The sequence below is a fragment of the Sphingomonas sp. GC_Shp_6 genome, assembly GCF_026540835.1.
Classification (GTDB): Bacteria; Pseudomonadota; Alphaproteobacteria; order Sphingomonadales; family Sphingomonadaceae; genus Sphingomonas.
Window position 1 is genome coordinate 320,998 of the sequence record NZ_JALNUO010000001.1, and the last position, 22,857, is coordinate 343,854.

20 protein-coding genes and 1 tRNA gene are annotated in these 22,857 nt (G+C 69.5%); 9 read left to right on the forward strand and 12 right to left on the reverse strand.

Going from position 1 to position 22,857, the window contains the following annotated elements:
• The first annotated feature begins 19 nt into the window (after positions 1 to 19).
• A complete protein-coding gene (gene folP, locus OXQ95_RS01710; RefSeq protein ID WP_242096437.1) occupies positions 20 to 1,084 on the forward strand; it encodes a dihydropteroate synthase in 1,065 nt (354 codons plus the stop codon).
• A gap of 156 nt (positions 1,085 to 1,240) precedes the next feature.
• Here folP and OXQ95_RS01715 read toward each other — a convergent pair whose 3' ends face one another.
• Positions 1,241 to 1,783, reverse strand: coding sequence for a PilZ domain-containing protein (locus OXQ95_RS01715; RefSeq protein ID WP_267378742.1), 543 nt, complete (start codon positions 1,781 to 1,783; stop codon positions 1,241 to 1,243).
• A gap of 168 nt (positions 1,784 to 1,951) precedes the next feature.
• Here OXQ95_RS01715 and OXQ95_RS01720 point away from each other — a divergent pair, with 168 nt between their 5' ends.
• Positions 1,952 to 2,836: a bestrophin family ion channel gene (locus OXQ95_RS01720; protein WP_242096435.1), complete on the forward strand. Its 885-nt coding sequence runs from the start codon at positions 1,952 to 1,954 to the stop codon at positions 2,834 to 2,836.
• Positions 2,837 to 2,852: 16 nt separating this feature from the next.
• Here OXQ95_RS01720 and OXQ95_RS01725 read toward each other — a convergent pair whose 3' ends face one another.
• A complete protein-coding gene (locus OXQ95_RS01725; protein ID WP_242096434.1) occupies positions 2,853 to 4,268 on the reverse strand; it encodes a sigma-54 dependent transcriptional regulator in 1,416 nt (471 codons plus the stop codon).
• Positions 4,269 to 4,419: 151 nt separating this feature from the next.
• Here OXQ95_RS01725 and OXQ95_RS01730 point away from each other — a divergent pair, with 151 nt between their 5' ends.
• The 6 genes from OXQ95_RS01730 to OXQ95_RS01755 all read left to right on the forward strand — a co-directional run bounded on the left by OXQ95_RS01730 (position 4,420) and on the right by OXQ95_RS01755 (position 8,921).
• Complete coding sequence (locus tag OXQ95_RS01730; RefSeq protein ID WP_242096433.1) at positions 4,420 to 4,545, forward strand: aa3-type cytochrome c oxidase subunit IV; 126 nt, start codon at positions 4,420 to 4,422, stop codon at positions 4,543 to 4,545.
• Between the two features lies 1 nt (position 4,546).
• Positions 4,547 to 5,674, forward strand: a complete 1,128-nt coding sequence (locus OXQ95_RS01735) for an NAD(P) transhydrogenase subunit alpha (protein WP_267378751.1) — start codon at positions 4,547 to 4,549, stop codon at positions 5,672 to 5,674.
• A gap of 112 nt (positions 5,675 to 5,786) precedes the next feature.
• Entirely contained in the window at positions 5,787 to 6,080 is a 294-nt protein-coding gene (locus OXQ95_RS01740; RefSeq protein WP_267378753.1) for a proton-translocating transhydrogenase family protein, read from the forward strand.
• Between the two features lies 1 nt (position 6,081).
• Positions 6,082 to 7,578 (forward strand): NAD(P)(+) transhydrogenase (Re/Si-specific) subunit beta, encoded by a 1,497-nt coding sequence (locus OXQ95_RS01745; protein WP_242096430.1) that lies wholly within the window; start codon positions 6,082 to 6,084, stop codon positions 7,576 to 7,578.
• Positions 7,579 to 7,817: 239 nt separating this feature from the next.
• Positions 7,818 to 8,768, forward strand: a complete 951-nt coding sequence (locus OXQ95_RS18775) for a winged helix DNA-binding protein (protein ID WP_267378756.1) — start codon at positions 7,818 to 7,820, stop codon at positions 8,766 to 8,768.
• Positions 8,769 to 8,845: 77 nt separating this feature from the next.
• A tRNA-Val gene (locus OXQ95_RS01755) sits at positions 8,846 to 8,921 on the forward strand.
• Here the strand turns inward: OXQ95_RS01755 and cobA are convergent.
• The 7 genes from cobA to OXQ95_RS01790 all read right to left on the reverse strand — a co-directional run bounded on the left by cobA (position 8,878) and on the right by OXQ95_RS01790 (position 18,503).
• Positions 8,878 to 9,705 (reverse strand): uroporphyrinogen-III C-methyltransferase, encoded by an 828-nt coding sequence (cobA, locus tag OXQ95_RS01760; RefSeq protein WP_267379268.1) that lies wholly within the window; start codon positions 9,703 to 9,705, stop codon positions 8,878 to 8,880. The two genes, OXQ95_RS01755 and cobA, sit on opposite strands and share 44 nt — an antisense overlap.
• Positions 9,695 to 12,289 carry a nitrate reductase gene (locus OXQ95_RS01765; protein WP_267378759.1) on the reverse strand — a complete coding sequence of 865 codons (2,595 nt, stop codon included), beginning with the start codon at positions 12,287 to 12,289 and terminating at the stop codon, positions 9,695 to 9,697. The genes cobA and OXQ95_RS01765 overlap by 11 nt, the downstream gene beginning before the upstream one ends.
• A 1-nt stretch (position 12,290) precedes the next feature.
• Positions 12,291 to 12,626 carry a nitrite reductase small subunit NirD gene (gene nirD, locus OXQ95_RS01770; RefSeq protein WP_267378762.1) on the reverse strand — a complete coding sequence of 112 codons (336 nt, stop codon included), beginning with the start codon at positions 12,624 to 12,626 and terminating at the stop codon, positions 12,291 to 12,293.
• Positions 12,623 to 15,127, reverse strand: a complete 2,505-nt coding sequence (gene nirB / locus OXQ95_RS01775; RefSeq protein ID WP_267378765.1) for a nitrite reductase large subunit NirB — start codon at positions 15,125 to 15,127, stop codon at positions 12,623 to 12,625. The genes nirD and nirB overlap by 4 nt, the downstream gene beginning before the upstream one ends.
• Positions 15,128 to 15,212: 85 nt before the next feature.
• Positions 15,213 to 16,457, reverse strand: coding sequence for an MFS transporter (locus tag OXQ95_RS01780; protein WP_267378768.1), 1,245 nt, complete (start codon positions 16,455 to 16,457; stop codon positions 15,213 to 15,215).
• A 253-nt stretch (positions 16,458 to 16,710) separates the two neighbouring features.
• Positions 16,711 to 17,925 carry a CmpA/NrtA family ABC transporter substrate-binding protein gene (locus OXQ95_RS01785; RefSeq protein ID WP_267378771.1) on the reverse strand — a complete coding sequence of 405 codons (1,215 nt, stop codon included), beginning with the start codon at positions 17,923 to 17,925 and terminating at the stop codon, positions 16,711 to 16,713.
• Complete coding sequence (locus tag OXQ95_RS01790) at positions 17,925 to 18,503, reverse strand: ANTAR domain-containing protein (RefSeq protein WP_242096423.1); 579 nt, start codon at positions 18,501 to 18,503, stop codon at positions 17,925 to 17,927. The genes OXQ95_RS01785 and OXQ95_RS01790 overlap by 1 nt, the downstream gene beginning before the upstream one ends.
• Positions 18,504 to 18,634: 131 nt before the next feature.
• Here OXQ95_RS01790 and OXQ95_RS01795 point away from each other — a divergent pair, with 131 nt between their 5' ends.
• Entirely contained in the window at positions 18,635 to 19,720 is a 1,086-nt protein-coding gene (locus OXQ95_RS01795) for an ABC transporter ATP-binding protein (RefSeq protein WP_267378775.1), read from the forward strand.
• Here OXQ95_RS01795 and OXQ95_RS01800 read toward each other — a convergent pair.
• Genes OXQ95_RS01800 through OXQ95_RS01810 form a run of 3 tightly spaced genes read right to left on the reverse strand, consistent with a single transcriptional unit; the run spans position 19,710 to position 22,719 of the window.
• Positions 19,710 to 20,561, reverse strand: a complete 852-nt coding sequence (locus OXQ95_RS01800; RefSeq protein WP_267378778.1) for a carbohydrate ABC transporter permease — start codon at positions 20,559 to 20,561, stop codon at positions 19,710 to 19,712. The two genes, OXQ95_RS01795 and OXQ95_RS01800, sit on opposite strands and share 11 nt — an antisense overlap.
• The gene (locus OXQ95_RS01805) at positions 20,552 to 21,433 is read right to left on the reverse strand and encodes a sugar ABC transporter permease (protein ID WP_267378781.1); all 882 of its coding nucleotides are present in this window, start codon (positions 21,431 to 21,433) and stop codon (positions 20,552 to 20,554) included. Before OXQ95_RS01805 ends, OXQ95_RS01800 begins: the two co-directional genes overlap by 10 nt.
• Complete coding sequence (locus tag OXQ95_RS01810; RefSeq protein WP_267378784.1) at positions 21,430 to 22,719, reverse strand: extracellular solute-binding protein; 1,290 nt, start codon at positions 22,717 to 22,719, stop codon at positions 21,430 to 21,432. The genes OXQ95_RS01805 and OXQ95_RS01810 overlap by 4 nt, the downstream gene beginning before the upstream one ends.
• Positions 22,720 to 22,857: the final 138 nt, after the last annotated feature.

Below are 22,857 nucleotides of genomic sequence, written 5' to 3' on the forward strand. Positions count from 1 at the left end.
CGGGGAACGGCAGCCTTAGATGACCCCGTTCCACCTCCGCCCCGTCCAGTTCGTGGATTCGCCCATCGGTCGCGACGGCACGGTCGCGCGGCTGGCTGGCGGGATGAGCTGGTTCGCGGCCTATGACGTGCACGCCGACGGCGGGCGCACCACCGTGCCGATCGCCGAATTCGAACGCACGCTCGCGCTCGGCCATGAGCGGGCGGCGGCACTCCACGCCGCGATCACCGCGCCGCGTGCGCCGCTGACGCTCGGCGCGCGGACGCTGCGGCTCGATCAGCCGCTGGTGGCGGGCATCCTGAACGTCACGCCGGACAGTTTCTCGGACGGTGCGAAACATGGCGGCGATCCGGCCGCCGCTGCCGCGGCGGGCGTCGACATGGCGGTCGCGGGCGCGGCGCTGATCGACGTGGGCGGCGAATCGACCCGGCCTGGCGCGGCGATGGTGTGGGAGGGCGACGAGACCCAGCGTGTCGTGCCCGTGATCGAAAGGCTGGCGGCGAGCGGCACGCCGGTTTCGATCGACACCCGCAAGGCGGGGGTGATGGAGGCGGCGCTGGCGGCGGGCGCGGCGATCGTCAACGACGTGTCGGCGCTGTTGTGGGACGATCGCGCGCTGGAGGTGGTGGCCAAGGCGGGCTGCCCGGTCGTGCTGATGCATTCGCCCGATCCCGAAAAGGGCGGCCATGGCCGGGTGGCCTATGGCGACGTGGTGGGCGCGGTGTTCGACTGGCTGGCGGCGCGGATCGCCGCGGTCGAGGCGGCGGGCATTCCCCGATCGCGCATCCTGGTCGATCCGGGCATCGGCTTCGGCAAGTCGCTCCAGGACAATCTCGCGCTGCTGAACGGCCTTGCGGTGTTCCACGGGCTCGGCTGCGCGCTGATGCTGGGGGCGAGCCGCAAGCGGCTGGTCGGCGCGCTCGACAACGAGGCGCCCGTCGAACGCCGGCTGGGCGGCAGCCTGGCGCTGGCGCTGAAGGGGGCGGAGGCGGGCGTCCAGTTGCTGCGCGTCCATGACGTCGCCGAGACGGTGCAGGCGCTGCGCGTCTGGCGCGGCCTGCGCGACCGTGCGCTGGTGGGGTGAGGGGCTGGAGCGGGCTGACGTTGGCTTGATGGGATCGCGAAAAAATTCATTCGTGCTGAGCTTGTCGAAGCACGCTTTCCGCGCTCGTGCTTTCGCATTCTGGACAGGCCCTTCGACAAGCCCAGGGCGAACGGATTCAAGTCACGTCATCAAATTCTAGTTCGCGCTGCCCAGTGCCGTGCCGATCGCCGCCAGCGGCGCGGCCAGCACGGCGCGCACCTCGATCGCCGCGAAGATCGCGACAGCCACCCCGCCGAGCGAGATCGCGCCGAACTGCAACACCGTCGCGCGCTGGCGGTTGCGCTCCACCCGACGGCCAAGGCGTCCTTGCGCGGACAGGCGGTCGTGCGCGCGGCGATCGGGTGCAGGGGCGTTGCCGGCCGGCGCGGCCGGCGTGCCCGGTCGGCCCACGCGCGGCTCGTTCACCACGGCGGCCACGCTCACCTTGTCCTGCGTGCGGATGCCGATGAAGCCCTGCCTGCTCCAGACGACGCGGCCCACGATCACCAGCGTGCCGCGGCGGATATCGACATAGCTGCCGTTCTCCGGCGCATCGTCCAGCCCGATCAGCAGGCCGCGCGACGAGATGTTGTGGATGCACGCATCGGACCAGCCGCGGCCGCTCTTCAGGCGGCACGGCACGAGCACCTTCGTCCTTGGCTCTCGCGGCTTCACGCCGATCGTCAACCCTGCCGGCACGTTCGTCCCCCTGGCATGAACGGAGAGGGTAAAGCCTCATCCTCAACATCCGGTTAGTGCGCCCGGGCGACGGGGATCGGGGCGATCGGCGCCGCCCATCGCCGCGATGCGCGTGCGATCGGCCGCATCGGCCCTTGCCCGTCCATCCCGGCCATGCTTCGAGGCGGCATGATCGTCGAAGCCACCCCCCGTTTCCGCCAGATCGTCAGCGAGCTGTGGCGGCCCTTGTCGATCCTGTTCGTGTGGGACGTGATCGTCACCGTCACCTATTATGTGCTGCCGTTCCACGCGCCGTCGCTGCCGCTGCCGCTGTTCGGCACCGCGCTCGCGCTGTTCCTCGGCTTTCGCGACAATTCGGCCTATCAGCGCTGGTGGGAGGGGCGGGTGCTGTGGGGCGCGATGATCAACGCCTCGCGCAGCCTGGCGCGGATCACGCGCAACCAGTTGCCCGAGCCCGACGGGCACGACCTGAAACGCAGCCTCGTGCTCCGCCATATCGCCTATGTGAACGCGCTGCGCTGCCAGCTGCGCCGCCAGCCGGTCGAGCCCGAGGTGCTGCGGTTCCTCTCGCCCGACGAGGCGGCGCCCGCGCTCGCCCGCGCCAATATCGCCAACGGCATCCTCGACGGCACCGGACGGCGGATCGACGAGGCGCGCCGCCGGGGCTGGATCGACACCATCCAGCAGGAGGCGTTCGAGCGCATCCTGGTCGACATCGCCAATGCGCAGGGGGGGATGGAGCGGATCAAGAACACGCCGCTGCCCAACCAATATCGGTTCTTCCCCGATCTGTTCACCCGGCTGTTCTGCATGCTGCTGCCGATCGGGCTGGTCGAGACGCTGGGGTTCGCCACCCCGGTCGGGTCGACGGTCGCGGGGCTGATGTTCCTGGCGGTGCTGAAGATCGGCGACGATCTGGTCGATCCGTTCGCCGATACGGTGCACGACGTGCCGCTCGCCGCGATGTGCCGCACGATCGAGATCGATCTGCTCCAGGCGATCGGCGACACCGCGCCCGCGCCGCTGACGCCGGTGAAGGGCGTGTTGTGGTGAGCGGTTCGTCGGCCGTTCACGCCGCCGCGTTGTCGATCCCCAGCTCGCCGAGCTTGCGGTAGAGCGTAGAGCGGCCGATCCCCAGGCGCCGCGCCACTTCGGTCATGCGGCCGCGGTAATGGCCGATCGCGAGCCGGATCACGTCCGCCTCGATCTCCTCCAGCGCGCGCAGATTGCCGTCGGCGCGAAACAGCGTGACGCCGCCGCTGGCCGCGATCGGCAGCGGGCCGTCGCGGCGGTTGCCGAGTGCGGCGATCTGCGGGAAGTCGGCGCGGGTGAGCGCGGTCGCCTCGCACAGCACCGCGGCGCGGAACAGCGCGTTCTGCAACTGGCGGACATTGCCCGGCCAGTCGTAATCGCCGAGCAAGGCGAGCGCATCGTCGGTGATGCCGAGCGGCCGCAATCCCGGCTGCTGCGCGATCCGGGCGAGCAGATGCCGGGCCAGCGCCGGGATATCGGCGGTGCGTTCGCGCAACGGCGGGATCGTCACCTGCACGACGTTCAGCCGGTAATAGAGATCCTCGCGGAAACGGCCCGCCTCTACCTCGTCGACCAGCGTCTTGTTGGTGGCGGCGATGACTCGTACGTCGACGATCCGCGGATGGCGCGCGCCGATCGGCTGCGCCTCACCCGATTGCAGCACGCGCAGCAGCTTCACCTGCGCCTCGAGCGGCATCTCGCCCACTTCGTCGAGGAACAGCGTGCCGCCGTCCGCTTCCTGGAACCGGCCGATCTTGCGCTCGAACGCGCCGGTGAAGGCGCCCTTTTCGTGGCCGAACAATTCACTTTCGATCAGGTTCAGCGGGATGGCGCCGCAATTCACCGTCAGCATCGGGCGTTTGGATCGCGGCGAAGCGGCGTGGATCGCCTCGGCCACCACCTCCTTGCCGACGCCGCTTTCGCCCTCGACCAGCACTGCGATGCGCGCGCGCGCGGCCTTGGCGGCGATGGCGAGCGCGGCGCGGAAGTCGGGCGACGAGCCGACGATCTCGTCGAAGCCGAGCAGCGCCGGGATCTTCTCGGTCAATGGGCGCAATTCGCCCGCGGCGGTGCCGGCGACGGCAGCGTCGAGTGCTGCCAGCAGCCGTTCGGGGGCGAGCGGCTTCACCAGGAAATCGGTGGCGCCGGCGCGCATCGCGCCCACCGCGTGCATCACCGATCCGTTGGCGGTGAGCATCAGGATGGGCAGCGCGGGGCGGCGCTTGCGCAATTCGGCGATCAGCGCGGTCGCGTCCGCATCGGGGGCGCTGGTGTCGAGCAGGACGGCGTCGAGCTGCATCCCGTCCTGCGTGCCGAGCGTGGCGATCGCCATCTCGCCATCGCCCGCGAAGATCGACCGCCACCCGGCACGCGCCGCCAGCGCCGAGACGAGCCGGCGTTGCGCGGGCTCGTCGTCGATCAGCATCAGCAGCCGCTGCCCGTTTCGCGTCATCCATCCATCCCCGGCTTCGTCCGCCCGCCCTTAGCGCCATGCGGGTAAAGGCGGGCTTAAGCGTGCGCCGGCCGGCGCGGGGTTGGGGGCTTGAGGGGAAGAGCATGGGTGGCTAGGGTATGGCGGAGAGACACCGGATCGGGGACGACGCATGGCGAGTGACGGCGATCTGAAGGCGCACGAGGCCACCTATGTCAGCGTGACCGCGATGCTGAAATGGGGCACGGTCGCGGTGGCGGCGATCGCCATCGCCGTCATCCTCATCATCGCGCGCTGAGATGCGGATCGCCGTCCTCACCGAACGGGCGGACGGCGAGACGCGGGTGGCCGCCACGCCCGAAACGGTGAAGAAGTTCATCGCGCTGGGCGCGAGCGTGGCGGTGGAAGCGGGCGCCGGCACCCGCGCCGCGATCGCCGACGACGCCTATGCGCAGGCGGGTGCCGCGATCGGCGACCGTGCCGCGACGCTGGCGGGCGCGGATATCGTGCTGGGCGTGCAGGGGCCCGCGCCCGAGACGCTGGCGGGCGCGGGGCCCGGCGCGCTGATCGTGGCGGCGCTCGATCCCTTCGGCCAGCGGGCGCGGGTCGATGCCTATGCCGCGGCGGGATATGAGGCGCTGGCGATGGAGTTCATGCCGCGGATCACCCGCGCGCAGTCGATGGACATCCTCAGTTCGCAGTCGAACCTGGCGGGGTACAAGGCGGTGCTCGATGCCGCCGCCGAATATGGCCGCGCCTTTCCGATGATGATGACGGCGGCGGGCACGGTGTCCGCCGCGCGCGTGTTCGTGATGGGGGTGGGCGTCGCCGGGTTGCAGGCGATCGCCACCGCACGGCGGCTGGGCGCGCAGGTCTCGGCCACCGACGTGCGCTCGGCGACGCGCGAGCAGATCCAGAGCCTCGGCGCCAAGCCCGTCTTTGTCGAGGACGTGCGCGGGATCGAGGGCGAGGGATCGGGCGGCTATGCCGGCGAGATGAGCCCTGAATATCAGGCCGCGCAGGCCGCGCTCGTCTCCGGGCACATCGCCAAACAGGATATCGTCATCACCACCGCGCTGATCCCCGGCCGTGCAGCGCCGCGGCTGATCTCGGCGGCGCAGGTGGCGAGCATGCGCGCGGGCAGCGTGATCGTCGATCTCGCGGTCGAGCAGGGCGGCAATGTCGAAGGTTCGGTCGCGGGCGAGGTGGTGCGCGTGGGCGGCGTGACGATCGTCGGCCACCGCAACGTGGCGGGCCGCCTCGCTGCGGACGCGTCGGCCCTGTACGCGCGCAACCTGTTCAATTTCCTCGGCGCCTTCTGGGACAAGGATGCGGGGCGGCCGGTGCTGCCCGAAGCGGACGAGATCGTGGCCGGCGTGCGCTTGACGAAGGACGGCCGGGTGGTGAACCCCCGGCTGACCGCGTGATCGCGGCTCCTTTGCGCGAGGATGGGGTGCGCGTGAGCGTGCACCGGCGTAGCGGTCCGTCATGGTGCTTCGCGGCGCTTGCCACGGCGCTGGTGGGAAAAGAGGAATAGCCATGGATTTCATCGGGGTCCTGTCGATCTTCGTGCTCGCCTGCTTCGTCGGCTATTTCGTGGTGTGGGCGGTGACGCCCGCGCTGCACACGCCGCTGATGGCGGTGACGAACGCGATCTCCAGCGTCATCATCGTCGGCGCGCTGGTGGCGGCCGCGGCGGCGGGGATCGGCACCGGCGCGGGGGTGTCGAAATGGCTCGGGCTGTTCGCGGTGGTGCTGGCGAGCGTCAACATCTTCGGCGGCTTCGCGGTCACCGCGCGAATGCTGGCGATGTACAAGAAAAAGGTGCGCTGAGATGGAGGCCGTGGCCGTGAACCCCTGGGCCGCGCTCGCCTATCTGGTCGCGGGCGTGTGCTTCATCCTCGCGCTGCGCGGGCTGTCGAGTCCGGCGTCGAGCCAGCGCGGCAACCGCTTCGGCATCGCCGGCATGACGATCGCGGTGGTGACGACGCTGGTGACGCATGTGCCGCGCGTCGTCACGCTGCTAGTGCCCGATACGGGGCCGGCGGTGGGGATGGGCACCGTCGCGTGGCCGACGATGCTCGAAATCCTCGCCGCGATCGGCATCGGTGCGGCGATCGGCCTCGTCACCGCGCGGCGGATCGCGATGACCGCGATGCCGCAGCTCGTCGCCGCGTTCCACAGCCTCGTCGGGCTCGCCGCAGTGCTGGTCGCGGCGGCGGCGTTCCTCAACCCGCAGGCGTTCGGGATCGCCGATCTGGTGATTCCGCTGATCGGCCAGCCTTTCGCGGTGATCCACCCGGTCAGCCGGATCGAGATGGGGCTGGGCGTCGCGATCGGCGCGATCACCTTTTCCGGGAGCGTCATCGCGTTCCTGAAACTGAACGGCAATATGGGCGGCAAGCCGCTGATGCTGCCGGGGCGCCACGCCATCAACCTGGCGCTGATCGCCGCCATCCTCGGCCTGATCGCCTATTTCGTCACCGATCAGTCGGCCTGGATCTTCTGGACGATCACGCTGCTCAGCTTCGCGATCGGCTTCCTGCTGATCGTGCCGATCGGCGGCGCGGACATGCCTGTGGTGGTCAGCATGCTGAACAGCTATTCGGGCTGGGCGGCGGCGGCGATGGGCTTCACGCTCCATAACACCGCGATGATCGTCACCGGCGCGCTGGTCGGATCGTCGGGCGCGATCCTCAGCTACATCATGTGCCGCGCGATGAACCGCAGCTTCGTGAGCGTGATCGCGGGCGGCTTCGGCGCGGGTGCGGAGACGGGCGCTGCCGCCGCCGCGACCGACCGGCCGTGGAAGCGCGGATCGGCGGAGGATGCCGCGTTCCTGATGGCGCAGGCCGAACAGGTGGTGATCGTCCCCGGCTATGGCATGGCGGTGGCGCAGGCGCAGCACGCGCTGCGCGAGATGGGCGACCGGCTGAAGGCGCACGGCGTCCGCGTAAAATACGCCATCCACCCGGTCGCGGGGCGGATGCCCGGCCATATGAACGTGCTGCTCGCCGAGGCGAACGTGCCCTATGACGACGTGTTCGAGCTGGAGGACATCAACGGCGAATTCGCGCAGACCGACATCGCCTTCGTCATCGGCGCGAACGACGTGACCAATCCGGCCGCCAAGACCGACAAGAGCTCGCCGATCTACGGCATGCCCGTGCTCGACGTCGAGAAGGCCAAGACCGTGCTGTTCATCAAGCGATCGATGGGCGGCGTCGGCTATGCCGGGGTGGATAACGAGCTGTTCTACCGCGACAACACGATGATGCTGCTGGCCGATGCCAAGAAGATGGTCGAGGAGATCGTGAAGGCGCTGGATTAAGCGGGATGACGTTCGGTTGATCCAGTCCCTCTATGGTTCGTGCTGAGCTTGTCGAAGCACGCTTTCCGCGCTCGCGCCTTCGCATCCTGAACAGGCCCTTCGACAAGATCAGGACGAACGGATCAAAGTAAACTCATCAGATCGAGGCGCGCCAACCGGCCCGTGGCCGTGGTTCCGGCGCGATAGATCCGAAACGATATGCGATACTTGCCCCCGATCGGACGCCATCGCCTATCCTCGTGTCGAACGGGCAAGCGGGGGCGCGGGTGCAGGACGACGAGGAGGCGCGCGGGGCGGCGTTCACCGCCTTCGTGATCGCGGATGATGGGCAGGCCGAGGCGGCCGTGCAGGCGCTGGACCTCGCCCGCGGGCGCGTGCTGCGGCGCATCGGCTGGCAGGCGGCCGCCAGCGAACTCTCCCAGATCGCGGTACGCCCGATCCTGATGGTCGAGGCCTCGGGCGTCGACGAGGCGACGCTGACCGCCACGCTGCCGCGGATCGACGGCTATGCCAGCGCGCTGGAACTCGCCGTCATCGTGGCGCTCGATACCGCGCAGATCGATCTGGTCGCGGCGCATCTGCTTGGCCCCCATATCCACCTGCTGTGCGAGGCGACGCTCGCGGATCGGACGGGCGCGCTGGTGATCGCCGCCGCGCAGATGCGCCCGCCCGCCATGGCGGACCGTGTCGGCGAGGGCGAGGCGGCGCGGCTGAAGCGGCTCAACAGCGAAGTGGCGCGGATCGCCGAGGTGCTGGCCCGGCTCGCCAGCCCCGACGCGCCCGATCCGGGCGAGGGCGTCGCCGATCGGCGGCAGAGCTTCGGTCTGGAAGCCTATGCGGGCCCGCGCGAAACGAGCGGGCGCGACATCCGCCGGATGATCCGCCATCGCCGGCTGCGCGATCACGTGTTTCCCGGCGGCCTGTTCGAAGATCCCGCCTGGGACATGCTGCTGGACCTGTTCGCCGCCGAGCTGGAGCGCGCCAAGGTGTCGGTCTCCAGCCTGTGTATCGCCGCGGCGGTCGCGCCGACGACCGCGCTGCGCTGGATCGCGCGGCTGACCGAGGCGGGGCTGTTCGAGCGCCGACCCGATCCCGCCGATCGCCGCCGCGCCTTCATGGCGCTGACGCCGCGGGCGAGCGACGGCATGCGGCGCTATTTCGCCGGCGTGATACGGGCGGACGCGGGCTGACCCGGGAGCGCCCGGCCGCCGATCATGGGGCTTGCCCCGAACGCCGGGCTTTGGCATCGCGGCGTTTCCCGAGAAGGGGGCGCTTAGCTCAGCTGGTAGAGCGGCTCGTTTACACCGAGTAGGTCGGCGGTTCGAACCCGTCAGCGCCCACCATCCTGATGTCCGGCCGCAAATGAGCTGCATCGATCGCCACTGGTCGAAGGCGCGAGCCGGCGGCGGGCCCGATCAGGAGCAGCGCCGGATCGCGGTCGCCGATCGTGCGGACGAGGAACGCCAGCGCGTCCAGCCGCCCGCGGATCAAGCGTTCGGTGGGCAACGAGACGTTGACCGCGACGATCACCGGCGTTGCGGGCGACAGCCCGGCATGGATCAGGTTGCGCGCTACCTCGGCGGCGGCCGCCCGACCCATATAGACGGCAAGCGTCGCATCCGCGCGCGCCAGCATCGGCCAGTCGAGATCGAGCGGCTCTTCGCCGCGCGCATGGGCGGTGACGAGGGTCAAGGTCCGCGCCTGGCCGCGCAGGGTCAGCGACAGCGTGCCGGATGCGGCGGCGGCGCTGGCCGCGGTAATGCCGGGGCAAATCTGGACCGGCACGCCGTGCGCGGCAAGGGCATCGATCTCCTCGGTCGAACGACCGAACACCGATGGGTCGCCGCCTTTCAGCCGCACCACGCGCTTGCCCGCCAACGCCGCGGCAACGAGCAACGCGTCGATCGTCGCCTGATCCCTGGAATGGCGACCCGACCGCTTGCCCACGCCGATGCGCTCGGTGCCGGCGGGGATCAGGTCGAGCACGCCGGGGCCGACCAGCGCGTCGTAGAAGACGATGTCCGCGGCGGCGATCAGGCGTTCGGCCTTGCGAGTCAGCAGATCGGGGTCGCCGGGGCCGGCGCCGACGAGCCAGACCGAACCGGGGGCGATGAGGTCATGCGGCATGGGGCGTTCCTTGTGACAACAGCCTGGCGAGCGCGGGGCGGCACGATCCGCAATTGGTGCCGGCGCCAAGCGCCGCGCCGATGGCGTGCACGTCGGCGAGATGCTGTTCGGCGATCGCGGCGAGGATGGTGTTGAGGCCGACATCGAAGCACGCGCAGACGATGGCGCCGCGATCGGCCTGCGCGCCCGGTGCGCGCCCGGCCAGGATCGTGGGGGCGGCGCGGGCTTGCGCCAATTGCGCGGCCAGCCAGTCGCGCGGCGGCAGCGACCCGTCGCGCGTGACGAACAGCGCGGCGGACAGGCGGCCGCCGCTCAGGATCGCGATCCGGCGGGTGCCGCGCGCCGCGTCGATCGCCTCGATCCGCTCGCCCGCGGGCAGCAGCGCGTCGAGCCTTGCCGGGTCGCCATCGCCGGCCAGGTCCCAGGCGGCGCCCCCCGACACCGCGATGCGTGTCGCCCAGCGGCAAGCGGGGCGCTCGGACGCATCGCCCCGCACGATCAGGAAGCCGCGCCATGCGGTGACGACGGGCGCGATGTTCGCCGGCGTCGCCTTGAAGCCGGGCTGGCCCGACACGGGATCGGCCAGCGGCCGTGGCAGCAGGCCGGTCCGGCCGCCGCTGGCATTGGCATCGGTCCAGTGGATCGGCACGAACAATTCGCCCGCGCGCTGCGTCGCGACGACGCTGGCGCGGTAGAGGCTTTCGCCCTGCGGCGTCGCGACCCGTGCCAGACCGCCATCGACGATCGCCAGCCGCGCGGCGTCGTCGGGATGGATCTCGACCAGCGGTTCCTCGCGGTGGCGCGCGAGCCGGGGCGACAGCCCGGTGCGCGTCATGCTGTGCCATTGATCGCGGTAGCGCCCGGTGTTGAGCGTCATCGGCCAGGCGACGAGCGGCGCTGCGATCGCTTTCTGCACGACCGACACCAGGCGCGCACGACCGTCGGGCGTCGGGAAGCGCCCATCGGCGAAGGGCGTGCCGCCCCAGCGGAACGGCGTCATCGCATCATAGGCCGCGTTGCCGATCGCCGCCTGGCCCGGCAGCGCGAACAGCCGGCGGCCTTCGTTGCGATAGGTCGACAGGCGGCCATGCTCGCGCCAGATGTCGGCCGCGCGTTCATAGGAAAAGGCGGCCTTCCACCCCATGCGCCGCGCGACCTGCGCGACGATCCACCAATCGGGCTTAGCCTCCCCCGGCAAGGGCAGGAACGGCCGCTGGCGGCTGATCGTCCGATCGGAATTGGTGACGGTGCCGTCCTTCTCGCCCCAGGCGGCCGCGGGCAGGCGAACATGCGCAAAGGCCGACGTGTCGGTGTCGGCGATGACGTCCGACACGACCACGAACGGGCAGCCGGCCAGCGCGTCCCGTACGCGCCCGGCATCGGGCATCGATACCGCCGGGTTCGTCGCCATCACCCAGATCGCCTTGATCCGACCGGTGCCGAGTTCGCGGAACAGATCGACCGCCTTCAGGCCGGGCCGTGTCGCCATGGCGGGTGCGGACCAGAAGGCGCGGACGCGTTCGACATTGTCTGGCGCGAAATCCATGTGCGCGGCGAGCGTCGAGGCGAGGCCGCCGACCTCGCGGCCGCCCATCGCGTTGGGCTGGCCGGTGATCGAGAAGGGGGCCGCCCCCGGCTTGCCGATCCGGCCGGTCGCCAGATGCAGGTTGGTGATCGCGTTGACCTGGTCGGTGCCGGACAGGGACTGGTTCACGCCCTGGCTGAACAGCGTGACGGTGCGCGGGGTGGCGGCGAAAAGCTCGAAGAAGCGCTTCAGATCGGTGGCCGGCACGTCGCAGGTCTGCGCGACCGACCAGAGGTCGTGCCCATGCGCCAGCCCGGCCCAGAAATCCTCCGGCACGCCGACATGGCGGGCGAGATACGCATCGTCGATCGCGCCATGGTCGCGACACCAGGCCAGCAGGCCGTTCATCAGCGCGATATCGGTGCCGGCGCGGATCGGCAGGTGGATGTCGGCCTCCTCGGCGGTTTCGGTGCGCCGCGGGTCGATCACCACCAGCCTGGTGCCCCGCGCGGCGCGCGCGGCGACGATCCGTTGATAGACGACCGGGTGGCACCAGGCGGTGTTCGATCCCACCAGGACGATCAGGTCGGCCGCGTCGAGATCGTCATAGGATGCCGGCACGACATCCTCGCCGAACGCGCGGGTATGCCCGGCGACCGCGCTCGCCATGCAGAGCCGCGAGTTGGTGTCGATGTTGCCGGAGCCGATGAACCCCTTCATCAGCTTGTTGGCGACGTAATAATCCTCGGTCAGCATCTGGCCGGAAACATAGAAGGCCACGCTGTTCGGCCCATGCTGCGCGATCGTCTCGCGAAAGCGGCGGGCGACGAGATCGAGCGCCTTGTCCCATGAGGCGCGCCGCTTGCCGATCATCGGCGCGAGCAGCCGGCCCTCGAGACCGATCGTCTCGCCGAGATGCGTGCCCTTCGAACAGAGCCGCCCCGCATTGGCGGGGTGATCGGGATCGCCCTGGATGTCGACCGAGCGCTCGCCGGTCTGGGTCGCAACGATACCGCAGCCGACGCCGCAATAGGCGCAGGTGGTGCGGACCGGCGCCATGCTACGCCGCCGCCATCGTGGCAGCGCGGCAGAGCAGCACGCGCCCGCCGCTTACTTTCACCGGGATGACCGGCGTGCAGCCGCTATCGTCGCCGAGTGCCTCGCCGGTCGCCAGCGCGATGCGCCAATTGTGCAGCGGGCAGGCGACCGCGCCGCCATGGACGATGCCCTGGCTGAGCCGCCCGCCCTTGTGCGGGCAGCGATCGGCGAGCGCGAAGACCGTTCCGTCGCCGGTGCGAAAGACCGCGATGTCGTCGCCCCCCGTCACCTGGACGGTGCGGCTGCCGCGAACCGGGATCTCGTCGACCCAGCCGATATCGAGCCATTCGCCGATCATGCCATTTCTCGCGCATCGACGGGGGTGAAGCGCGCCATGGGGGCATGCTGCTGGCGATCAGCGCCCGCCGCGCGCGCCGCCCAGGGATCGTCCTGCATGAAGGTCTGGGAATACCGGAACCGTGCGGCGAGCGCATCGCGCCCGGCGGGATCGTCGGCGATGCGTTCGCGGATATAGGCGATGCCGATCCGCTCGATCCACGGCGCGGTCCGCTCGAGATAACGCGCTTCCTCGCGGTAGAGCTGGATGAAGGCGGCGCAGTGATGCATCGCCTCCGCCTCGGTCGCGACCTTGCACAGGAAGTCGGTGGCGCGCACCTTGATCCCGCCATTGCCGCCCACCGACAGTTCGTATCCGCTGTCGACGCAGACGATGCCGAAATCCTTGATCGTCGCCTCCGCGCAATTGCGCGGGCATCCCGACACCGCGATCTTGAACTTGTGCGGCATCCACGACCCCCAGGTCATCTGCTCGACCTTGACGCCGAGCCCGGTCGAATCCTGCGTCCCGAAGCGGCACCAGTCGCTGCCGACGCAGGTCTTCACGGTCCGCAGCGACTTGCCATAGGCATGGCCACTGACCATCCCGGCGGCGTTCAGATCGGCCCACACCGCGGGCAGATCCTCCTTCTTGATCCCGAAGATGTCGAGCCGCTGGCCGCCCGTCACCTTGACCATCGGCGCGTCGTATTTCTCGACGACATCGGCGATCGCGCGCAGCTCGCGCGGGTTGGTCAGGCCGCCCCACATCCGTGGAACCACCGAATAGGTGCCGTCCTTCTGGATGTTGGCGTGCATGCGTTCGTTGACGAAACGGCTCTGTTGATCGTCCTTGTAGGTGCCGGGCAGCGCGCAGAGCAGGTAATAGTTCAGCGCAGGGCGACAGCCCGAGCAACCATCGGGCGTCGACCAGTGCAGCCTCTGCATCACCTCGGGGATCGATCGCATATCCTGCGCGACGATTGCGCGGCGGACGTCGTCGTGGCCGAAGCTGGTGCATTTGCACAGCGTCTTGACGGTGCGCTCGCCTCCGTAATCCGCCCCGAGCGTGATCGACAGCAATTGCTCGACCACAGGGGTGCACGATCCGCAACTGGCCGAGGCCTTGCAGTTCGAGCGGACCGCATCGAGGCTGGTGGCACCGTCGACGATCGCCTGGCAGACCCGGGCCTTGCTGACGCCGTTGCAGCCGCACACTTCCGCATCCTCGGAAAGCGCCGCAACGGCCGCCTTAGGGTCCGCCTGCCCCCCTCCCGAGGCGAAGGCCTGGCCGAAGATCAGCATGTCGCGCATGGCCGCGATATCCTCGCCGCGTTTCAGCAGATCGAAATACCAGCCGCCATCGGCGGTGTCGCCGTACAGCACCGCGCCCACGACGCGGTTGTCCTTGACCACCACGCGCTTGTAGATGCCGCGCGTCGCGTCGCGCAGCACGATGTCCTCGGCATCGGGCCCGCCGGAAAAGTCGCCGGCGGAAAACACGTCCAGCCCGGCCACCTTCAGCTTGGTCGACGTCACCGAACCGCGATAGCCGCTGGGTTTGCCGACCAGCCCGTCGGCGAGCGCACGGCACATGTCCCAGAGCGGCGCGACCAGGCCATAGACGTTGCCGTCATGCTCGACGCATTCGCCGACCGCGAGGATCGACGGATCGCTGGTGACCATATGATCGTCGACCTTGATCCCGCGGCCGATGTCGAGCCCCGCCGCCTGCGCGAGCGCGACCGACGGGCGGATGCCGACCGCCATCACCACCAGGCTGGCCGGGATGATCGCGCCGTCCTTCAGTGCGACGCCCTCGACGCGGGTGTCGCCGACGATCGCGGCGGTGTGCGCCTCGGTCAGGATCGTCTGCCCGCGCGCTTCGAGGGCCTGTTTGAGCAGCCAGCCGGCCGCCTCGTCGAGCTGACGCTCCATCAGCGTCGGCATCAGGTGGATCACCGTCACCTTCATGCCGCGCAGCGTCAACCCGTGCGCCGCCTCCAGCCCCAGCAGACCGCCGCCGATCACCACCGCCGCGCCGCCGCCGCCGGATTTGCCGGCCTCGGCCGCGGCGAGCATGTGATCGACATCGGCCATGTCGCGAAAGCTGATGACGCCGGGCAGATCCCGGCCGGGCACGGGAATGATGAACGGATCGGAGCCGGTGGCGATCAGCAGCCGGTCGTAAGCCACCGTCAGGCCCGATCGCGCGGTCACCGTCTTCGCGGCACGGTCGATCGACCGCACGGGGTCGCTCGTCACCAATTGGATGGCGTTGTCCAGATACCAGGCGTGATCGTTGATGACGATGTCGGCAAAGCTCTTTTCCCCGGCCAGCACGGGCGAGAGCATGATCCGGTTATAGTTCACATGCGGCTCGGCCCCGAAGATCGTGACGCGGTAGCGCGCGGGATCGCGGGCGATCAGTTCCTCGACCGCGCGGCAGCCGGCCATGCCGTTGCCGATGACGACCAGATGCTCGCGGGGATCGCCGCCTTGGGTGTTGACGTGATGTTCCATCGGATCGTCCAGTCCAGTCGAGATCAGAGGTTTCGGGTGTCGGTCGCGAACCGGTCGGCCCGGCGATCGGCGGCGCGGACCCGGGTCAGATCCGCACGCCGGCGGCCGCCGCACCCCAGGTCGCGCGCCATGTGGCCTTCACCAGCGTCAGCCCCGCCAGCGCGATCACGGCCAGCGCCGCGAAGATCAGGAAGCCGGGCGCGAAGCTGCCCGTCGCCTGCTTGGCGATTCCCAGCGACGAGGCGAGATAGAAGCCGCCGATTCCGCCGGCGAATCCGACCAGCCCGGTCATCACGCCGATCTCCGCCGCAAAGCGTTGCGGCAGGAGCTGGAACACCGATCCGTTGCCCGCACCCAGCGCCAGCATCGCCAGGATGAAGAAGCCCAGCGCGGTCGATACCGTGGCGGCGACGCTCACCGCCGCCAGGGCGAGGGCGGCGACGATGAACACGCCGGTCAGCGTCTTCACGCCACCGATCGCATCCGCCACGGCGCCGCCCATCGGTCGCACCAGCGATCCGGCGAAGACACAGGCCGCGGTGCAATAGCCGGCCTGGATTGCCGTCAGCCCGAACCGGTCGGTGAAATAGATCGGCAGCGATGCGGCCAGCCCGACGAACCCGCCGAACGTCACCGCGTAAAAGCCCATCAGCCACCAGGCGTCGGCGCTTTTCAGCGGCGCCAGATAGTGCGCGAAGCTCTTGGGCGCCGGTGCGTTCGGCGCGTCCTTCGCCATCAGCATATATGCGGCAAAGACGATCGACAGCGGGAGGCAGGCGAGCCCCAGCACCGCGTTCCATCCGAGCAGCTTGGCAAGCGCGGGCGCGAACAGGGCGGCCAGCACGGTGCCCGAATTGCCCATCCCGGCAAGCCCCATCGCCTTGCCCTGATGCTCGGGCGGATACCAGCGGCTGGCCAGCGGCAGCGCGATCGCGAAGCTGGCGCCCGCAAAGCCAAGGATCACGCCCAGCACCAGCGTGCCGGCAAAGCTGTTCACACCCAGCAGATAGGTCGACATCAGCCCGGCGATGACGATGATCTGACTGATCGCGCCCGCACGCTTCGGCCCGATCCGATCGACCAGCAGGCCGTTGACGACCCGCAGGATCGCACCGGCCAGCGTCGGCACCGCGACCATCAGGCCTTTTTCGGCCGGGGTCAGCGCGAGCGTCCTGGCGATCTCCGGCGCCAGTGGGCCGAGCAGCACCCACACCATGAAGGCGAGGTCGAAATAGAGAAACGCCGCGATCAGCGTCGGGCTGTGACCGCTCGCCCAGAATCCCCCGGGGGCCTTGCGCGGTATATCGTTGGTCCAGACCGTCGTCGCCATGCTCGTGCCCCCATCTGCGATGGACAAAGAAAAAGCCGCCTCGACGACGATCTTTCAGGATCGCATCGGGCGGCTTCGTTGCCTTGGGACGGCCATCGGGCCGTTCCACGCTCATGGCCCCTTCGTTGGAGCCGAATCGCGTCTATGTCGTGTCAGGCATCCTTGCCCGACCGTATAAGAATGAGCGAATCGCCAAGATCTGGCAAGCATCTTTTCGCGCTCGCAGCACGAAGATGCTCGTAGTGTCATGCGGTCAGGGCAATTGCGCCAGATATCCGGCGATGTCGTTGGGATCGAAGGCGCGGTGGTCGAAGAACTGGTCGCGCCCCAGGATCAGCCGGCCCTGAGTCGATCCGGCGCCGAGCGCGCCGCTTCCGATCGCGCCCTCGATTTTGGAACTCGCACCGGGCAACGGCGCACCCGATCCGGCGAGCGCCGCGCGGTAGATGTCGGGGCGGAACACGCCTTGCGCGATCACCGCCTCGTCGGCCGAGAAGGACGCGCCATCCCAGCGGATCATCTGCGAATACAGCCAGGCCGCCTGGCTGCGCCACGGGAAGTTCGCGGCCTCGCGGTACTGGAACATGAAATCGGGAACGTGCAAGGGCGCGCCATCCGGGACCAGCCGAACGCGGTCGGTGATCGCGCGTTCGATCGGATCGACCGGCGCATCGAGATATTCCGGGCGGGCCAGGATCGCCGCGCTCGCCCGCGTGGTCGCGGGATCGACGAAATGCGCCGCGGCGGCATGGAGCGCGCGGACGAGACGATGCGCGGTGTCGGGCGAGGCCGCCAGCGTCTCGCTGCGCATCGCCAGCACCTTCTCGACGCCGCGGCGCCAGATCTGCGCGGTCACCAGAGCGATACGACCGACGCCCCGATCCACCGCGATGCTGTTCCATGGTTCGCCGACGCAGATCCCGTCCACCTCGCCCGCCGCCAGCGCGTCGGCCGCAAAGGTGGGGCTGGTCGTCAGGATCTCGACATCGGTGTCCGGCCGGATGCCGACGGCCGCGAGCCAGTAGCGCAGCATCAGATTGTGGCTCGAATGGCGGTGCACCACGCCGAAGCGAAGCCGTCGCCCGGCCGCGGCGCGCGCCAGGGCGACGACGCGCAGCCGAGCCCCCAGCGCGTGCGGATCGCCCAGCGCATCGTCGGCGAGCACCTGGGCGGCCAGCGGCAGCGACAGCGTGATGGCGTTGCCGTTCAGCCCCAGCACGAACGGCACCGCCATCGGCACCGCGGGCCGCCCATGGCCGAGCGCGGCCGCGATCGCCAGTGGTGCTACCAGATGCGCCGCATCGGTATGACCATAGAGCAGACGGTCGCGGACCGTGGCCCATGTCACGTCGCGCACCAGCGCGATCTCCAGCCCCTCCGCTTCGGCGAAGCCCTGTTCGCGCGCCAGGATCGGCAGGGCGGCATCGACGAGGGGCAGAAATCCGATGCGAATCGTGTCCAGCGCCATCACATCTCTCCCATCAGCGCGTCGCTGGTCACGATCGCATCGGCGATCTCCGCGATCCGGCGATTGCTCCGCATCGCCTGCGCACGCAGCAGGCCGTAGGCCGCGGGTTCGTCGATCGCGCGGCGCTTCATCAGGATGGCCTTGGCCCGATCGATCGTCGCGCGGTCGGCCAGCGCGCTGCGCGCTTCGTTCAGCTCCGCCTGAAGCCGCGCAAAGGCCTGAAACCGGCGGATGGCGAGTTCGAGGACCGGCTTGATCCGGGGCCGCGACAGACCATCGACGATATAGGCCGATACACCGGCATCCACGGCGGCGGCCGTGGCCTCGGAATCGCTCTGGTCAACGAACATCGCGATCGGCCGCGCCAGCGCGCGCGATACCGCGAAGAATTCCTCCAGCACGTCGCGGCTGGGATTTTCGAGGTTGATGAGCACCACCTCGGGTGCCGCGGCTTCGAGTTGCGCCACCAGCCGCCCCGCGCTGTCGATGACGATGATATCGTCCAGCCCGGCGTCGCGCAGGCCTTCGGATATGATCGCCGCACGCGTCGTGCTGGTATCGATGATCGCGATTCGCATGTCCGTCGCATAGCCCGACTGCGCATGCAGCGCCTACGGACGAACGACACCCTCGCTACGCCCAAGCCGCATTGGCGGTCGCACGACATGCCGCTATCGCCGGCCCTGTTTTCCTCCTGCTTGGATTTGCCATGAGCACAGTCGTTGTCCAGGCGCTGACGAAGCGCTTCGGCACCATGGCGGCCCTCGAGCCGACCGATCTTTCGATCGAAAGCGGCGAGTTCGTCGTCATCGTCGGGCCGTCCGGATGCGGCAAATCGACGCTGCTGCGGGCGATCGCGGGGCTGGACGCGCCGTCGGACGGCCGCGTGCTCATCGGCGGCCGTGACGTGACCGCGCTGGCACCGGCGGAACGCGACGTCGCCATGGTGTTCCAATCCTATGCGCTGTACCCGCACCTGACGGTCGCCGAGAACATCGCCTTCCCCTTGCGTATGGCCAAGCGCGACCGGCGCGACATCGCCGCCAAGGTGGCGGAGATCGCCGCGCTGCTGGAGCTGGACACGGTGCTGGATCGGCGTCCGCGGGCGCTGTCGGGCGGGCAGCGCCAGCGCGTGTCGATCGGCCGTGCGATGGCGCGCGATCCCGCGGTTCTGCTGCTCGACGAGCCGCTGTCGAACCTCGACACGAGCCTCCGCGTCCGGATGCGGCATGAACTCGCGCGGCTGCACCAGCGGCTCGGAACGACGATGATCTATGTGACGCACGACCAGATCGAGGCGATGACGCTCGCCAACCGCATCGTCGTGATGGCGCAGGGCCGCGTCGAACAGGTCGGCGCGCCACTCGACCTCTACCGCGCGCCGGCCACGGTCCGCGTGGCGGAGACGATCGGATCGCCTGCGATGAACCTCCTGCCCGTCCGCATCGCGCGGGCCGGGGCCGCTGGTGCGGCCGTGATGCTCCCGGACGGCGCGACGTGCGGCGTGGCCGCCCACGTGCCGGCCGAGGCCGTCGGAGGCGCCGCGACGCTCGGGCTGCGGCCCGAACATCTGCGTCTCGATCCGCAAGGGCCGTTCGGCGGCGAGGTCGAGCTGTTCGAGCGGCTCGGGCCGCTGTCGTTCGTCCATCTCGGCGCGAGCGGCGGCCGGATCGTGGCGCAATTGCCCGCCGACCGGCACGTCGCGCTCGGCGAGACGATCCGCTTTGCGATCGACGCCACGAAGGCCCAGCTCTTCGCGGCTGACGGCGCGGCCTATCCGCGCATTACCCCTTGATCCCGCCGCCCAGCACGCCGGTGAAATAATAGCGCTGCAGCGCGCCGAAGAGGAGAAGGACGGGCGCGGTGGTCAGCACGGCACCCGCCATCATCAGTTCGGTATCGCGCGCATGTTCGCGGCTGATGGCGGCCAGCGCCACCGGCAGCGTGTAGCGATTCTGATCGGTGATGACGATCAGGGGCCAGAGGAAATCGCTCCAGCTCGTGAGGAAGGTGAACAGTGCGAGCGTCACGATCGTCGGCCGCAGCAGCGGCAGCACGATGCCGGTGAAGATGCGCCATTCGCCCGCGCCGTCCATCCGCGCCGCATCCAGCATCTCGTCGGGGATCGCCACGGTCGCCTGCCGCACGAACAGCACGCCGTACACCCCGGCGAGGCCCGGCGCGAGCACTCCGGCATAGCTGTTCACCAGCCCCACCCATTTCAGCATCAGGAACAGCGGCAGCATCGCCACCTGCGCCGGCACGACGACCAGGGCGAGCAGCCCCTGGAGGAGCTGCGCCTGCCCCGCGAAGCGGAGCTTGGCGAAGGCATAGCCCGCCGGCAGGGTGAGGCCGAGACCGAGCAAGGTCGCCAGCGTCGCCAGCGCGGCGCTGTTCACGATCGCAGGCACGATCTTGTAGCTGGTCGATCCGCCGCTGGCGTCGGGGTGCGGAAACAGCAGCTCGCGGTAATTGGCGAGCGTCGGATGCGTGGGCCAGAAGGGCGGGGGGAAGCTGGCCGACGCGCCCTTGGGCATCAGCGAGACGTTGACCATCCAGCACAGCGGCGCGGCCACCACGAGCGCGAACGCGGCCACGATCAGCGTCCGCACGGCGCCCTTTGCGTTCATAGCCATTCGCGCCGTCTTCCCAAAGCCGTCTGCACCGCGGTGAGCGCCAGCGTGACGACGAACAATAGCACGGCGACCGCGGAGGCCATGCCGAGATTCCACCAGGTGAAGCCCTGGTCGAACATGAAGAACAGGATGGTTTCGGTGCTCTGCGCGGGGCCGCCCTGCGTCATCACATAAGGCTCGGTGAAGATCTGCAGGAAATTGGCGATGCTCAGCACCGACGCCAGCAGCAGCGCCGGGCCGATCGCGGGCAGCGTGACATGACGGAACCGCGCCAGCGCGCCCGCGCCGTCGAGCGAAGCGGCCTCGTGCAGATCCTGCGGAACCACCGCGAGCGCGGCGGCGAAGACGAGCATGTTATAGCCGAACACCTTCCACACGACGAAGATCAGCGTCGCCGGGATGCTGGTGCGCGGATCGCCGAGCCAGTCGACGGGCGCGATCCCGACGAGCGACAGCGCATAGTTCAGCAGCCCCGCCTGCGAGTCGAGCACGTAACGCCACACGAGCGCGGTCGCGACGAGCGTCGTGACATAGGGCGCGAACAACAGCAGTCGCCAGAGCGGTTTCCACCGCAGCGTCGCCGGACCGAGCAGGAGTGCCGCGACGAGCGACGTGCCGATCGAGGCGGGAACGCCGATCGCGGCGAACAGCGCGGTGTTGCCCACCGCGCGCCAGAACAGCGGCGTGCGCAGCAGTTCGGCGTAATTGCCCATGCCCACGAAGCGCAGGTCGTGAAGATCGGCGAGCGCATAGATGTCGAAATCGGTGACGCTGAGCAGGAGCGCGCCGAGCGTCGGCACGACCAGGAAGAGCAAGGTCGCGACCAGGACCGGAAGCGCAAAGGCCAGCCCCGCGCGCGCCTGGCCGGTCACGCGACCCTCCCGCGCTCGAGCAGCCAGCGCCGTTTCTGCAGGATCCGGTCGACCCGCCGGTCCATCTCGACCGTCGCGGCGTCTACGCCATATTCGCCGCGGACCATATGTTCGGCCACGCGCTGCACCTCGGTGACGATCCGCTGCCATTCGGGGATGGCCGGCGGGGCGACGCCGAGCGCGATCTGCCGGGCGAAGCTTTTCGCGACCGGGTCGCGCGCGAGCGCGGGTGCATCCCAGGCGGTCGGCCGCGTCGGCAGGTCGCCGGTGATGCCGTAAAGCCGCTCCTGCAGCGCCGTGCCGCACAGATAATCGACCAGATGCCAGGCGCGCACCGGATCGCGCGCGTCGCGGTTGACCGCCAGGCAGGCGCCCCGCGCCATGGTTTCGCCCGCGCCGGTCCGTCCCGGCGTCGCCGCCACGCCCCAGAGTTCGGGCGGCAGCATCGCCGCGCGGCGGCGCAAGTCGCCGATCGTCACCGCATCGGAGGGCAGGATCGCGAACCGCCCACGGCGAAAGGCGATATAGGTGTCGCCGGCCTCCGCCCCGGCGATGGCCGGCGACAGTCGCTCGTCATAGATGGATTTGTAGAAGCCCAGCGCGGCGCGAAACCCCGACGACGCGAAATTGCCGCGCGTATTATGGTCGCGCAGCAGCGGTTCGGGCTGCTGCACGGCGAAGGCGAACAGCGGCTCGGGCCAGTCGAGCAGATGCAGCGTCGCGTAGCGATCCGGGTGACGGCGGCGGATGGCCAGCGCCATCCGGCGCCAATCCTCCCACGTGAGCGGCGGACTGGCGTAGCCGACCTGGGCGAGCAGATCGCGACGATAGAATTGCACCCAGCTATCCGCGGTCCACGGCACCGCCATGGCCCGTCCGGCGACGCGCACGGAGGCGAGCGCACCCGGATGCTGGTCCGCGAGCATTGGCGATGCGGGCGACGGCGGTGCCAGCGCGCCGAGCAAGGCCATTTCGGGCAGCCATGTGCTGTCCAGCATCATCACGTCGGGCAGCGACCGCCCCGCGAAACCGGTGAGGAGTTTCTCGTGTGCGCCCGTCCAGGGCAGGGCCTGAACGTCGACGCGGATGCCGGTCGCGCGTTCGAACGGTGGCAGCAGGAGCGGGGCGTTCTCGCCCGTCGTGCCCATCGCCCACCATGCGAGCGGCTCCTTGCCCCGCGCCCGACCGCAGGCGGCGAGTGCCGTGGCCGCGCCGAGGCCCAGCACGCGTCGCCGCGATACCATCGTCATGCCGTTCGTCGCCGCGATGGCGTCACCCCAATCCAAGACGAAACCTTACGGGCCACGCGGATCGGCCCCAAGCGCGATCGGGAACCGCCCGGCAATGCAGGTTACCAACACCTTGATAATCTGTGGCTTGTTCGCATCATGCGGGTGGCAAACACGCCGGATCCCTGACCGGTC

Coding starts and splice junctions, on each gene's coding strand:
- nirD (WP_267378762.1), bottom strand. CDS start 12,626: ATGATCGGCGAATGGCTCGATATCGGCTGGGTCGACGAGATCCCGGTT.
- OXQ95_RS01730 (WP_242096433.1), top strand. CDS start 4,420: ATGGCGAGTGACGGCGATCTGAAGGCGCACGAGGCCACCTATGTCAGC.
- OXQ95_RS01740 (WP_267378753.1), top strand. CDS start 5,787: ATGGATTTCATCGGGGTCCTGTCGATCTTCGTGCTCGCCTGCTTCGTC.
- OXQ95_RS01800 (WP_267378778.1), bottom strand. CDS start 20,561: ATGGCTATGAACGCAAAGGGCGCCGTGCGGACGCTGATCGTGGCCGCG.
- OXQ95_RS01745 (WP_242096430.1), top strand. CDS start 6,082: ATGGAGGCCGTGGCCGTGAACCCCTGGGCCGCGCTCGCCTATCTGGTC.
- OXQ95_RS01765 (WP_267378759.1), bottom strand. CDS start 12,289: ATGGCGCCGGTCCGCACCACCTGCGCCTATTGCGGCGTCGGCTGCGGT.
- OXQ95_RS01725 (WP_242096434.1), bottom strand. CDS start 4,268: ATGACGCGAAACGGGCAGCGGCTGCTGATGCTGATCGACGACGAGCCC.
- folP (WP_242096437.1), top strand. CDS start 20: ATGACCCCGTTCCACCTCCGCCCCGTCCAGTTCGTGGATTCGCCCATC.
- OXQ95_RS01720 (WP_242096435.1), top strand. CDS start 1,952: ATGATCGTCGAAGCCACCCCCCGTTTCCGCCAGATCGTCAGCGAGCTG.
- OXQ95_RS01785 (WP_267378771.1), bottom strand. CDS start 17,925: ATGGCGCTGGACACGATTCGCATCGGATTTCTGCCCCTCGTCGATGCC.
- OXQ95_RS01795 (WP_267378775.1), top strand. CDS start 18,635: ATGAGCACAGTCGTTGTCCAGGCGCTGACGAAGCGCTTCGGCACCATG.
- OXQ95_RS01780 (WP_267378768.1), bottom strand. CDS start 16,457: ATGGCGACGACGGTCTGGACCAACGATATACCGCGCAAGGCCCCCGGG.
- OXQ95_RS01735 (WP_267378751.1), top strand. CDS start 4,547: ATGCGGATCGCCGTCCTCACCGAACGGGCGGACGGCGAGACGCGGGTG.
- OXQ95_RS01790 (WP_242096423.1), bottom strand. CDS start 18,503: ATGCGAATCGCGATCATCGATACCAGCACGACGCGTGCGGCGATCATA.
- nirB (WP_267378765.1), bottom strand. CDS start 15,127: ATGGAACATCACGTCAACACCCAAGGCGGCGATCCCCGCGAGCATCTG.
- cobA (WP_267379268.1), bottom strand. CDS start 9,705: ATGCCGCATGACCTCATCGCCCCCGGTTCGGTCTGGCTCGTCGGCGCC.